Source organism: Stenotrophomonas sp. Steno-Z10-BAI (assembly GCF_056393115.1).
Genome location: NZ_JBWJOZ010000008.1, coordinates 191,312 through 204,226, shown reverse-complemented (window position 1 = coordinate 204,226; position 12,915 = coordinate 191,312). Strand labels below are relative to the sequence as shown.

General features: G+C 67.6%; 11 protein-coding genes. 2 read left to right on the top strand and 9 right to left on the bottom strand.

What is annotated here, in order from left to right; genetic code table 11:
- Positions 1-11 precede the first annotated feature (11 nt).
- From AC06E9_RS17770 to glnA, 4 genes are all read right to left on the bottom strand, one after another.
- Entirely contained in the window at positions 12-1,670 is a 1,659-nt protein-coding gene (locus AC06E9_RS17770; RefSeq protein ID WP_478056537.1) for a ShlB/FhaC/HecB family hemolysin secretion/activation protein, read from the bottom strand.
- Positions 1,671-1,997: 327 nt separating this feature from the next.
- Positions 1,998-3,428 carry an ammonium transporter gene (locus AC06E9_RS17765; RefSeq protein ID WP_478056530.1) on the bottom strand — a complete coding sequence of 477 codons (1,431 nt, stop codon included), beginning with the start codon at positions 3,426-3,428 and terminating at the stop codon, positions 1,998-2,000.
- A gap of 18 nt (positions 3,429-3,446) precedes the next feature.
- Entirely contained in the window at positions 3,447-3,785 is a 339-nt protein-coding gene (locus AC06E9_RS17760; RefSeq protein WP_019184907.1) for a P-II family nitrogen regulator, read from the bottom strand.
- 313 nt (positions 3,786-4,098) lie between these two features.
- Complete coding sequence (gene glnA, locus AC06E9_RS17755; protein ID WP_121044004.1) at positions 4,099-5,508, bottom strand: type I glutamate--ammonia ligase; 1,410 nt, start codon at positions 5,506-5,508, stop codon at positions 4,099-4,101.
- A 277-nt stretch (positions 5,509-5,785) separates the two neighbouring features.
- Here glnA and AC06E9_RS17750 point away from each other — a divergent pair, with 277 nt between their 5' ends.
- The gene (locus AC06E9_RS17750; RefSeq protein ID WP_121044001.1) at positions 5,786-6,580 is read left to right on the top strand and encodes an undecaprenyl-diphosphate phosphatase; all 795 of its coding nucleotides are present in this window, start codon (positions 5,786-5,788) and stop codon (positions 6,578-6,580) included.
- Positions 6,581-6,651: 71 nt separating this feature from the next.
- Positions 6,652-7,476 (top strand): DUF4377 domain-containing protein, encoded by an 825-nt coding sequence (locus AC06E9_RS17745; RefSeq protein ID WP_478056529.1) that lies wholly within the window; start codon positions 6,652-6,654, stop codon positions 7,474-7,476.
- Between the two features lie 200 nt (positions 7,477-7,676).
- On the opposite strand, the gene AC06E9_RS17740 is transcribed toward AC06E9_RS17745, so the two are convergent.
- From AC06E9_RS17740 to AC06E9_RS17720, 5 genes are all read right to left on the bottom strand, one after another.
- A complete protein-coding gene (locus AC06E9_RS17740; protein WP_478056528.1) occupies positions 7,677-8,288 on the bottom strand; it encodes a YbhB/YbcL family Raf kinase inhibitor-like protein in 612 nt (203 codons plus the stop codon).
- A gap of 10 nt (positions 8,289-8,298) precedes the next feature.
- Positions 8,299-10,368, bottom strand: a complete 2,070-nt coding sequence (locus AC06E9_RS17735) for a tetratricopeptide repeat protein (RefSeq protein ID WP_152153829.1) — start codon at positions 10,366-10,368, stop codon at positions 8,299-8,301.
- A gap of 61 nt (positions 10,369-10,429) precedes the next feature.
- Positions 10,430-11,425 carry a YheT family hydrolase gene (locus tag AC06E9_RS17730; protein WP_183073831.1) on the bottom strand — a complete coding sequence of 332 codons (996 nt, stop codon included), beginning with the start codon at positions 11,423-11,425 and terminating at the stop codon, positions 10,430-10,432.
- Positions 11,426-11,481: 56 nt separating this feature from the next.
- Positions 11,482-12,273, bottom strand: a complete 792-nt coding sequence (locus AC06E9_RS17725) for a lysophospholipid acyltransferase family protein (RefSeq protein WP_121043987.1) — start codon at positions 12,271-12,273, stop codon at positions 11,482-11,484.
- Positions 12,274-12,454: 181 nt separating this feature from the next.
- Entirely contained in the window at positions 12,455-12,892 is a 438-nt protein-coding gene (locus AC06E9_RS17720; protein ID WP_121043984.1) for a hotdog fold thioesterase, read from the bottom strand.
- Positions 12,893-12,915 lie beyond the last annotated feature (23 nt).

Here is a 12,915-nt window from a genome sequence, read left to right as displayed (position 1 = left end):
TACAGCTGGCGTCAGAACGAGACGCCGAGGTTCATGCCAAACGTGGTGTAGGCGGTCTGGAAGCCATCGGGCTTGTGCAGCGGGCTGCCGACGAAGCCTTCCCATTGCACGTGTCGCGAGCCGCCACGCAGGCCCAGCGCCATGCCGGTGAGGCGGTCGCCGAGCAGCCACTCGGTCGAGGGGCCGCCCACCTGGCCATGGTCCACGGCCACGAAGCTTTCGACACCGCCGCCCATGGCGACGGCCAGCTCGTTGCGCAGCAGCCAGCCGCGCTCACCGGTGAGCGAGAGCTCCCCGTCGAAGCCGCGCACGGTGTAGCGGCCGCCGATGGAGAAGCGGTCCTGCGGCACCAGCCGCGAACGGTTCCACTGCGCACGCCAGCTGCCGGTGTAGCGCAGTGCCTGGCGGCCCCATTGCATCGGCACGGTGAGCTGCGCATCGGCGGTCACCACCTTGCCGCGCGCGGTGCCTTCGCCAAAGCCCTCTTCTGGTGCCTGCAGCGCGTTGAACGCCCCGGTGCCGCGGCGGTAGGCCAGGTTCGCATCCAGCGTGGCCTTGCCGATGAAGTGGCGGTGCGCGATCCCCAGCTCCCACCCGGCCATGCGCCGGCGCTGCACGAGGATCTCGGTGTCGTCGATGAAGTTGTCCGATTCGCGGTACCAGCCGCGCGCATGCATGCTGGTCTTGGCATGCGCATTGCGGAACAGCATGCGGGTCAGGCGCAGCTCGGCATTGCGGCTGGAGCCGCTGTACTCATAGCTCTCGTAGGCACCGGCCACGGTCTGCTGGTAGTCGTATTCGCTGGCGTTGGCACCCAGCAGCCACCCACCCAGCGGCACGCTGTAGTGCGTGGACCAGCTGTCGGTGCCGCGGTCGCTGCCGTTGAGCACGGACTTGCCCGCATTGAAGTAGAACAGGTCGCTCAGCCCGGCCAGGTTGTCCAGCGACAGCGTGGCGCCGGCCTGCAGCTTGCCGGTGGACTGGCTGCCGGCGTCATCCAGGGTCAGGCTCACGCGCACCGGTGTGCGCTGCGCCCAGCTGATGACCAGGTCGCTTTCACCGGGCTTGTCCTGTGCGCCCTCCTGCGGTGGGGCGATCTGGATGTCGACTGCGGCGGTCGGCACGCGCTGCAGGTTCTCCAGCGCCTGTTCGATATCGCGCAGGTTGAGCACATCGCCCGGGCCCACCGCCAACGCATTCCACAGGGCGGGCGTACGCCCTTCCTCGCTGGCGAAGCGGACGGCGTTGATGCGACCCGGCACCACGGTGAGGGTCAGCGTGCCGGTCTTCAGGTCCTGCGGTGCGGCCAGGATGCGGGTGGTCACATAGCCCCGCGCGATGATCGCGTTCTGCATGCGCTTGATAACGATGTCCACGCCGCCGGTGCCCAGGCAACGGCCGGTGGCCGGATCGTCGCTCGGATCAGCCGCGCGCAGTGACCAGCGGAAGCGATCGGCCAGCTCCCCCTCCAGCACGATGCGCTGGATCGGGAAGCACGGCGATTCGGCAGCCGGCAGGCGACCCACCGCCTCTTCCGGCGCGGCCTGGAGGCGCACGTCCGGTGTGGTCTCCTGCTGTTCACGCAGGGCCCGCTCGCGTTCCTGCTGGCGCAGCAGTTCCTGATCCGGTGGGGCAACCTGCGCGCACACGGCGGCCGGCAGGCAGCCCATGGCCACTGCAACACCCACAGTCAGTCGCCAGCGCAGCGCACGGCTGCGTTCATTACGTCCCTGTTGCACGATTACGCTCTTCCTTGGAAAGAATCCGGGCCAGCCGACGCGATGGCCGCTGGCGCGCGCACTGTAAGCCAATCGGGCCGCCGGAAACAGGGTTGGAAATGACCGTTGGTCGGATCGTGTGTGAAAACGCGCGTGTGAAAGCGTGACGCCGGTCAGGGCATGTGGGCTTATGGGCCGCCCACAAAAAAGCCGGCGACCCGAAGGCCGCCGGCGAAGGTGAAGCAGCTCTCTCTCGTTTCTAATGCGGCATCGCGCGGCTCAGGCCTCGTAGGCCGATTCGCCGTGCGAGGTGACGTCCAGGCCGGTGCGCTCGGCTTCTTCGGTGACGCGCAGGCCGAACACCATGCGCACCACCAGCAGGATCAGCACGGTGGCCACGGCACACCAGACGATGGTGAAGCCGACGCTGACCAGCTGCACCCAGACCTGGTGGCCGATGTCCAGATCGGCCTTGGTGCCGCCCAGCGATTGCGCACTGAACACACCGGTGAGCAGTGCCCCGACGATGCCGCCGATGCCGTGCACACCGAACACGTCGGCGGTGTCATCGACCTTGAGCAGGCGCTTGAGACCGGTGACGCCCCAGACGCAGACCACGCCGGCGACCAGGCCGATCACGATCGCGCCCAGCGGGCCCACGGTGCCGCAGGCCGGGGTGATGCCGACCAGGCCGGCCACGGCGCCGGAGGCAGCGCCCAGCGCGGACGGCTTGCCCTTGCTGACTGCTTCGACCAGGGTCCAGCCCAGCACCGCAGCAGCGGTGGCGAGGATGGTGTTGATGAAGGCCAGCGAGGCGACGGTGTCGGCGGCGGCGGCCGAGCCGGCGTTGAAGCCGAACCAGCCCACCCACAGCAGCATCGCGCCGATGTAGGTGAACGGCACGTTGTGCGGCTTCAGTGCGGTCTGGCCGTAGCCGATGCGCTTGCCGACGAAGTACGCGCCCACCAGGCCAGCCACGCCGGCATTGATGTGGACCACGGTGCCACCGGCGAAATCGATCGCGCCCATCTCACCGAGATAGCCGCCGCCCCACACGATGTGCGCCATCGGGATGTAGCTCAGGGTGAACCACAGGGCCGAGAACAGCAGCACGGCCTTGAACTTGATGCGCTCGGCGAACGCACCGACGATCAGGGCGGTGGTGATGCCGGCGAAGGTCGACTGGAAGGCGACGAACAGATAATCCGGCAGGCCGGCGATCGGCGTGTTGCCGACGGTGTCCGGGCCGAAGCCCTTGAGGAAGGCGAACTGGGTGAACGAGCCGAAGAAGGCGTTGCCTTCACTGAACACCGCGCTGTAGCCATAGGCCACCCACAGCATCAGCACCAGCGAGAACACCACCAGGATCTGGCTGAGGATGGACAGCACGTTCTTGGAGCGGACCAGGCCGCCGTAGAACAGGGCCAGGCCCGGCACCACCATCAGCAGCACCAGCAGGGTGGAGGTGAGCATCCAGGCGACATCGCCGTGATCGAACGTGGCGGCGGACGTTTCTGCAACCGGCGCGGCGGTGGCCCCGGGCGTGGCCGGCAGCGGCTCGACCGCGACCGTCTCCGAGGGTACCGGCGTGACCTGCGCCTGGGCGTGCGCGCTGCTGGAGAAGGCACCAACGGCCAACGCGCTGAGCAACATCATCAGGCACACGGCATGGAACCGGGCTTGCCACCCGGTGAACAAAGAGGTCTTCATTGTGGGCTCCGAGTGGGGTTAGAGCGCGTCAGCGCCGATTTCGCCGGTGCGGATGCGGACGACCTGTTCGACCGCGGTGACAAAGATCTTGCCGTCGCCGATCTTGCCGGTGCCGGCTGCGGTCTGGATGGCCTCGACCACGGCCTCCAGGCGATCGTCGGTCACGACGGTCTCGATCTTGATCTTCGGCAGGAAATCCACGACGTACTCCGCGCCGCGATACAACTCGGTGTGGCCCTTCTGGCGCCCGAAGCCTTTGACTTCGGTCACGGTGATGCCCGACACGCCAGCGTCGGAGAGGGCCTCGCGGACCTCGTCGAGCTTGAACGGCCGGATGATGGCGGAGATCAATTTCATGCGCATATCCCGATGGTGGATGGAACCGGCCCGCGTGGGGCCGATGTCAGGTCAACCGGCGGCCACTTGCACATGGCCGCCGGTCGTTGCGCCGAACGTTGCATGGGCCACGCCGATGCCGACGCCCGAAGGGCGACGCCAGCGGTGACGCGGGAGGGAGGAAGGGCCCATGACGCGTCCGGTCTCTCTTGCCCCTGGTGGTGCAGCGGACCAACGGTCCGCTCTACGACGTGCTTTGCCGGCTCCCCAGCCGCCAAGGCGGCGACGATGACGAAGGGTGGGAGGGAAATCCTTCGTCATCGTCACCTGTTGCTCAGTTCGCGTAGTACATCTGGTACTCAAGCGGATGGGTCGCCGCGCGGAACTTGGTGACTTCCTGCATCTTCAGCGCGATGTAGCCATCGATGAAATCGTCGCTCATCACGCCACCTGCCTTGAGGAACTCGCGGTCCTTGTCCAGCGCTTCCAGGGCCTGGTCCAGCGAGGAGCAGACCTGCGGGATCAGCTTCTCTTCTTCCGGCGGCAGGTCGTACAGATCCTTGTCGCTCGGGGCGCCCGGGTCGATCTGGTTCTTGATGCCGTCCAGGCCGGCCATCATCAGCACGGTGAAGGTCAGGTAGCCGGACTGGATCGGATCGGGGAAGCGCATTTCGATGCGGCGCGCCTTCGGGTTGGACACCCACGGAATGCGGCACGAGGCGGAGCGGTTGCGGGCCGAGTAGGCCAGCATCACCGGGGCTTCAAAGCCCGGCACCAGGCGCTTGTAGCTGTTGGTGCCGGAGTTGGCGAAGGCATTGATCGCCTTGGCGTGCTTGAAGATGCCGCCGATGTACCACAGCGCCAGCTGGCTCAGGCCGCCGTAGCCGTCACCTGAGAACAGGTTGGTGCCGCCCTTGGAGAGCGACTGGTGCACGTGCATGCCGCTGCCGTTGTCGCCGACCAGCGGCTTGGGCATGAAGGTGGCGGTCTTGCCGTTGCGGTGGGCGACGTTCTTGATGACGTGCTTCATGCGAAGCAGTTCATCGGCCTTCTGCACCAGGGTGCTGAACTTGGTGCCGATCTCGCACTGGCCGGCAGTGGCCACTTCATGATGCTGTACTTCCACTTCGATGCCGACCTGTTCCAGCGTCTTGCACATTTCCGCACGCAGGTCGTGCAGCGAATCGGTCGGCGGGACCGGGAAGTAGCCGCCCTTCACGGCAGGACGGTAGCCGCTGTTGGCGCCATCGTACTTGTCACCGGTGCTCCAGGCCGCTTCTTCGGAATCGATCTTGAAGAAGGTGTGGCCCATGTCGTTGGCGAAGCGGACCGAATCGAAGATGAAGAACTCCGGCTCCGGGCCGAAGAAGGCCTGCTCGGCGATGCCGGAGGACTTCAGGTAGGCCTCGGCGCGCTTGGCGATGCCGCGCGGGCAGCGGCCGTACGGCTGCATGGTGGCCGGATCGAGGATGTCGCAGCTGATGACCAGGGTCGGGTCGGCGTAGAACGGGTCGATGTAGGCGCTGGACGGATCCGGCAGCAGCACCATGTCCGACTCGTTGATGCCCTTCCAGCCGGCGATCGAGCTGCCATCGAACATCTTGCCTTCTTCAAACAGCGACGGCTCCACGATGCTGACCGGGAAGGTGACGTGCTGCTCGATACCACGCATATCGACGAAACGCAGGTCGATGAACTCGATCTGGTTGTCCTTGATCAGCTTCTCAACATTTTCCACGGACATCGGTGAAACCTCAGATGGGTGATTGCGTATGTAGATACAGCAAACCCCGTGCCAACTTTTCCGCGTTCACAAATCCTTGATTTCACTGGGCGGGCGCGCCTCGCGGCGCGTGCGCGAACGCACCAAAGCAGTGCAAACGCTGCACCATGCACACCTTTGGTGCGATGCGGGATGCACTATGCTTTACGCCCACGGGCCGTCGACAGGCGACGTTGGCCACAGCGTCCGGCTGTCGCCGCTGCCCGATTCCACCCCTGCGCGAGCTCCAGTACCGCCGATGTCCGACCTGCTCTCCGCCCTCCTTCTGGGCATTCTTGAAGGCCTCACCGAATTCCTGCCGATCTCCAGCACCGGCCACCTGCTGATCGCCCAGCACTGGCTGGGCGCACGCTCGGACTTCTTCAACATCATCATCCAGGCCGGCGCGATCCTGGCGATCACGCTGGTGTTCCGGCAGCGGCTGTGGACCCTGGCCACCGGCCTGCATGAACGCGCCAACCGCGATTACGTGCTCAAGTTGGGGACTGCCTTCCTGGTGACCGCCGTGGTGGGCCTGCCGGTCCGCCTGGCCGGCTGGGAGCTGCCGGAGACGGTCACCCCGGTGGCCTGGGCGCTGATCATCGGTGGCCTCTGGATGCTCCTGGTGGAGGCCTACACCGCGCGCCTGCCCGAGCGCGATGAGGTGACCTGGAAGGTCGCCATCCTGGTGGGCGTGGCGCAGGTGGTGGCCGGTGTGTTCCCGGGGACCTCGCGTTCGGCGGCGGCGATCTTCATCGCGATGCTGTTCGGCCTGAGCCGCCGCGCGAAGGCCACCGAGTTCGTGTTCCTGGTGGGCATCCCGACCATGTTCGCCGCCAGCGGCTATGCCTTCCTGGAACTGGCCAAGGACGGCAAGCTTGCCAGCGAGAACTGGACCGATGTGGGCGTGGCCTTCCTTGCCGCGGTCGTCACCGGCTTCATCGTAGTGAAGTGGTTGCTGGGCTACATCAAGTCGCACCGGTTCACGGCGTTCGCGGTTTACCGCATCGCGCTGGGCGCGGCATTGCTGCTCTGGTTGCCGGCTGGCAACTGAACGGCCCGGCGCCGGCACAACCCCGTTGTGGATGCGCCGGCGTTTTTCCCCAGGTTCCCAAGGAGATGTACATGAAACGCACCCTGATGCTGATGCTGCCGCTGGCCCTGATGGCCGCCTGCAGCAACCCCTCCACCGCCCCGGCCGGCCGCGATGACCTCGCCCCGGCACCGACCGCCGCCGCCGACCAGGCCGCCGTGGCCCGTCTGGACATGCAGCGCCTTCAGGGCAGCCATTGGCGCCTGGATTCGGCCACCGATGCCAGCGGCAAGCGCATCGATGCGCTGTTCGCCCGCGCCGACACGCCGGTCACGCTGGATTTCAAGGATGACCGCATCGCGATCAGCAACACCTGCAACCGCATGGGCGGCGGCTACACGCTGGCCGATGGTTCGCTGACCCTCTCGCCGATGGCCTCGACCATGATGGCCTGCACGGACAAGAACCTGATGGCGCTGGACCAGGCCGTCGGCAGCCGCCTGGAAGGCACGCTCAAGACCGAACTGGGCGATGCCGGCCAGCTGACCCTGCGCACCACCAAGGGCGATGTGCTGGTGTTCACCCCGGAGCCGACCGCGGAAACCCGCTACGGCGGCGAAGGCGAAACGGTGTTCCTGGAAGTGGCCGCGCAGACCAAGCCGTGCCCGCACCCGATGATCCGCGACAAGCAGTGCCTGCAGACCCGCGAGATCCGCTACGACGCCAACGGCATCAAGCAGGGCGAGCCGGGGGAGTGGCAGAACTTCTACGACGTCATCGAGGGCTACACCCACGAAGACGGCGTGCGCAACGTGGTGCGCGTGAAGCGCTACAAAATCGCCAACCCGCCGGCCGATGCCTCGTCCAACGCCTACGTGCTGGACATGGTGGTCGAGTCCGCGAACGAGAAGAAATAAGAAAGCAGAAGGGCGGCCACCGGCCGCCCTTCTTCATCCTGTAGTGCCGGCCGCTGGCCGGCTCCCGACAGCGCAGTACCGGCCAACGGCCGGTACCTACCGGATGTGGTGCCGGCCGCTGGCCGGCTCCCGATAGCGCAGTACCGACCAACGGTTGGTATCTACCGGGGCGCGCGCCGACCCATGGTCGGCACCTCACCTCAGGCCAGCGCCGGATTCAACGTGTAGGTGCCATGCAGCGAGGCTTCGGCCAGCACGTGCCCGTGCATCGCATGCAGCACATCCGCGGCGGTGAACGGCGTGGGCAGCGCCAGCTGCGCCACGTCCAGCGCGAACACACGGAAGAAATAGCGGTGCACGCGCTCGTCGTTGAACGGCGGGTAGGGGCCGTCATAGCCCAGGTACTGGCCGGCCATGTCCGGAGTGCCGGCAAACCAGCCGGTGAAATCGTTCAGGCCCTGACGGCTGCCTGCCGGCCCCGCCGGCTGGGTCTTGCCCCCCACGGTGAAGCCATCGCTGCAGCTGCCCGCGGCGAGCTCGCGCACGTCGGCAGGGATATCGGCCATCGCCCAGTGCGCGAAGTGCGCACGCGGCTGATCGCGTGGCACCGTGCGATCCTGGCGGCCGACCGTCTCCGGCACGGTCGGCACATCCGGGTCGATGCACAACAGCGCGAACGAACGGGTACCGGCCGGCACGTCGTGCCAGGCCAGCTGCGGGTTGCGGTTGGGCGCGAAGCCCTCGGCATTGCCGGCCGCGAACGTGGCGGCGATCGGCTGGCCGTTGGTGATGCTGTCACTGCTCAGATGCATACCGGTCTCCTCACGCTTCCGGGTAGCCCAGGCGCACTGCGACCGAGGTCAGCAGCGCGAAGGCCGGGCCCATTTCATCGCGGTAATCGCGCCAGTGGCCCGGGGCCATGCGGGCCGGGCCAAGCGTGGGTGCCGGCGGGAAACGCATGCCGAACTGGGCGCCGAGGTACTCGGCCATCGCCTGCGGATCGTTGCCGATGTCGTCGATCTTCAACAGCGCGTGCGGGTACAGGTTCTGCTCGTGCAGGGTGGCAACCTGGGCCAGCGAACGCGCCAGCCATTCGGCCGCTTCGTGCACCGAGGTCACCGCGAGCGGTGCCGGGGCGCTGAAGGCGATCCACTCCAGCAGCATGTCGCGCGGGTCACGCAGCACGATGATCAGGCGGCCCTCCGGCAGCTGCGGGCGCAGCGCCCACAGCAGTGCGTTGTCCCACCACAGCAGCCAGTCGATCACCGCGCCGTCGGCGATGCCTCGGGCCGGCAACTGGCTGCGCCATTGCTCCACCAGCGCTTCCGGGGTGAGCTTGCCGGTCGAGAGTTCCTGCAGCGTGTGGTAGCGCTGGAAGGGATCATTGGGCGGCGTGGGCCCGAAACGGTCGCCGCGCATCACCGGGCTGGCGGCTGCCATCGCGGCGACCACCCGCTCCACCCCGGCGCCCGGTGCCCCCCAGATGAACAGCGGGGCGACGGCATTGTCCTCAGCCACCGGCGCCAGCTCCGGCCAGCTCAGCGGGGCTTTGGCCTGCGGCGGCAGCGGCAGGCGCTGGGGTGCCTCGGCCGCATGCAGGTCCACCCACGTCCGCAGCGCATCGTGGTACTGGCCGGCACGGTCCTGGACGGACCCCAGCCACGCGCGCAGCCCGGCCTTCGCTTCTTCAGGTGCGTTGTCATGCAGCGCCTGCACGCGCGCAATGGCGGCGGCCGGGTCGCGTGCGAGCAGGCCATCGACCAGTCGCACTTCGCCCGATGCCCGGCCCGGCTCCAGCGCGACGATGCGCTCGGCCACGGCTTCGGCCGCGTCTTCTTCGTTGTTCATGTCGTGCAGGCGCAGGCGCGTCTCCAGCGCCGGCAGATGCTCGGGCATGGCCTGCAGCCAGCGCTCGCCGATGGCGACCGCTTCCGGGCCCCCCACGGGCTCGACCGTGAGGCGCGCCATCCACAGATCATGGATGGCCGGGTGATCAGCCAAGGCCGCATCCAGCGTCTCCCGTGCCTGCTGCTCGCGGCCCAGGCGCTGCCAGGCCATCAGCAGCATCTGCAGCGTGTGGCGATCGGACGGCCACTGCGCCAGCACCGGCAACAGGTGCTCAAGCGCCTGCAACGGCTGACCGGCCTGCAGTTCGAGCTCCCCGGCCAGACGGCGCATGGCCGGGGTGTCGCCACCGGGCGCAGCCAGCACCTGGTGCATCATGTCCGACGCGCTTTCCAGGTTGCCTTGGCGCAGCGCGAGCTGGACCACCAGCCCCTGCAGGGCGGTGGTCGCCGGATTCAGGGCAAGCACACGGCGGAAGGCCTGTTCGGCGAAGGCCAACATGTCTTTGCCAAGGTAGGCGAAGCCGAGCGCATACAACACACGCGCGTCATCGGGCAGCGCCTGGCTGGCTGCCGAGAGCTGGGCCAGCGCGCGATCCACCTCGCCACGGCGCAGCGCGACCATGCCCGACAGCGCGGCCAGTTCCGGATGATCGTCGTCCACGCGCAGCGCCAGCCGGGTCAGTCGATCGGCTTCATCCACGTCGTTGCGGGCCAGCGCCAGATGCGCCTGCATCACGTACGCGGACAGTTCATTGGGGTTGAGTTCGGCCGTGCGGTCCAGCGCCGAGCCGGCCGCATCGAACTGGCGCAGGGCCAGCAGCAGGCCTGCCTGCTGCAGATGCAGGTCGGAATTGTCCGGCGCCAGCGTCAGCGCCTGCTGCAGGCTGGCCAGTGCGTCATCGAACTGGCCCTGCTGCTGCAGCGACAGCGACAACCAGCGGTGCGCCTGCGGCTGCTCCGGCTCGGCCGTGGTCCATTCGCGCGCCAGCTGCACGGCATCGTCCACCGCATTGCGGCGCAGGGCTTGGAGAATCTGGTCTTGCATGACGGTCCGAACTCGAGGGCAAACCCCGATTGTAGCGGGGCCGGACGGCCAGAACGCCCGGTCAGGCGGGCGTATTGGCCTCGATCCGCAACCGCTGGGCTACCCAGCGCTCGGAGAAGCCATCGCCGCGCCAGTTCTCCAGGAAGCCGCAGTGGCCGCCCCAGGGGGCGATTTCCAGGTGGGCATGGGCCGGCAGGCGCCAGCCGTTGAAGGTGGCGAACGGGATCACCGGATCGTCCTGGGCCATCAGGATGTCGGCCGGCACCTGCAACCCGGCCAGGCGATCACCCGCGATGGAGTAGCCATCGAAGTAGGCCTGCAGCGAGCCGAACTCGGTGTGGTGCTCGACCAGCCAGGCGGTCAGCGCGCGGATGTCCAGCTTGAGCACACGGTCGTCCCAGTCGCTCAGCTCGGGAAACAGATCGCGCTTGCGGCGCAGCGAGCCAGCCCATTTACGCCGGAAGTACCAGTCGTACATTGCCGGGCCGTTCTCGATGCTTTCCATCGTGATCGCCGGGTCCAGCACCGGGCAGACCGAGGCCACGCGGCGCAGCGGCACGCCGGCCGAGGGCGCACGCAGTGCCAGGCGGAGCACGAAGTTGCCGCCCAGCGAATAGCCGGCCGCGACCAGGGGCAGCTCGGGCCAGCGCCGGGCGATATCCCCGGCAGCCTGCACCACTTCATCGATGCGGTTGGAGTGGAAGATGCCGGGGTTGAGATGGTGGGTGTTGCCGTGGTCGCGGAAGTTCAGCCGCACCACGTCGTAGCCCTCTTCCAGCAGCCGCGCGGCGGTCATGCGCATGTAGCTGGATTCGGCACTGCCTTCCCAGCCATGCAGCAGCAACGCCATGCCGATCGGCTGGCGCCCCTGGATATAGCTGTGCCAGCCCTGCAGGCGGACGCCTTCGCCGCCATCGAGAATGAGTTCGTCGGTGTGCGCGCCGGTGGCCGCAAGCAGTGCAAGGCCGCGCTGCATGCGCATCCGGCTGGAGCTGAGCATCGACTGCAGGTGCGGATTGCGCAGCCAACGCGGGGGATGATAGTCGGCAGCAGTCAACATGGGCGCGAGCCTGCTCCCGGCCGCGACGCTGGCGTGTGAAGGAACACCACCGCTTACTCGGCGGACATGGCCGCCAGGATGCGCGCACGCGAGGTTTCTGCGATGCGGCGACGGCCTTCCAGATCGTGGGTATCAATGGGCGCGAGGAAGTGGACCTCGGCCCGCCGTGCCGGCTCTCCCAGCAGACGCAGGAAGTTGGCGAAGAAACTCTCTTTCGGGCCGAACGCAACAATGGTCTGCGCGTCACCGCGCCAGCCATAGCGCAGCGCGACCGGCTGGATCGGGACCTGGGTCTCGACCGCGGCCTGGAAGATGCGCGCATGGAACGGGCCGACTTCATGGCCACCGCGGGTGCGCCCTTCGGGGAACACGCCGACCGCCTTGCCTTCGCGCAGGCGCACGACCATTTCCTGCATCACGCCACCCAGCGATTCGGTGCTGCCACGCTGGTGGAAAATGGTCTGCCCGCGCGCGGCCAGCCAACCGACCACCGGCCAGCCGGCGATCTCCTGCTTGGCCACGAAGCCCATCATCCGCTGGCTGTGCAGCATCGAGATATCGACCCAGCTGACATGGTTGGCCACGAACAGCACCGCACCCGGCAGCGGCGTGCCGATCCGGTGCAGGCGAAAGCCGAAGATCCACATCAGGCCGGCCGACCAGGCGTTCACCGCCGCATGTTCGAAAGTGCGCTCGCCCACGCGCACGCGCCCCCACGGCGGCAGCATGGCGATCAGCAGCATCGGCAGGAACAGCAACAGGTGGACCAGCAGCAGCGGTACGCGGTACAGGTAACGGCACACACGCGCCACGCCGCCACGTGAGGCCGGAGTGGGGGAATTCATCCGCGAACGATACCCGAGCGCCGCAGGCTCTGCCAGCGGAATCCGGACAAATCGATGGCGTGCGCAAGCCAGCCGCCGCAAGCCGTCAAGCCAACGGCCACCGGCGGCACAACGGCCGTCCCCACATGCGCCGGCGCACTGTGGTGGGCCACGCAACACAGCATCCGTGCCATGCGCGCGATCAGCCCGGGCGCACGGCGGGCACCACCGCCAGGGTCAACCGCGAGGTGCAGACCAGCTTGCCGGCCTCGTCCTCGATGCGGATGTCCCAGACCTGGGTGCTGCGCCCGACATGCACCGCACGCGCGGTGCCGGTGACGGTGCCGGCGCGCACGGCGCGGATGTGGTTGGCGTTGATTTCCAGCCCCACGCAGACCTGCTGCGTGGTATCCACGCACAGATTGCCGGCGCTGCTGCCCAGGGTTTCGGCCAGCACCACCGAGGCGCCACCGTGCAGGATGCCGTACGGCTGGCGGGTGCGTTCGTCGACCGGCATGGTCGCGCTGATCCAGTCCTCGCCGGCGGCGGTGAACGCGATGCCCAGGTGCTCGATGAGCGTGTTGCGGCTGAGCGCGTTGAGCGCTTCGATGGACACCGCGTCGCGGAATACCTGGGACATGCAGCTTCTCCGTGGGGTTGCAG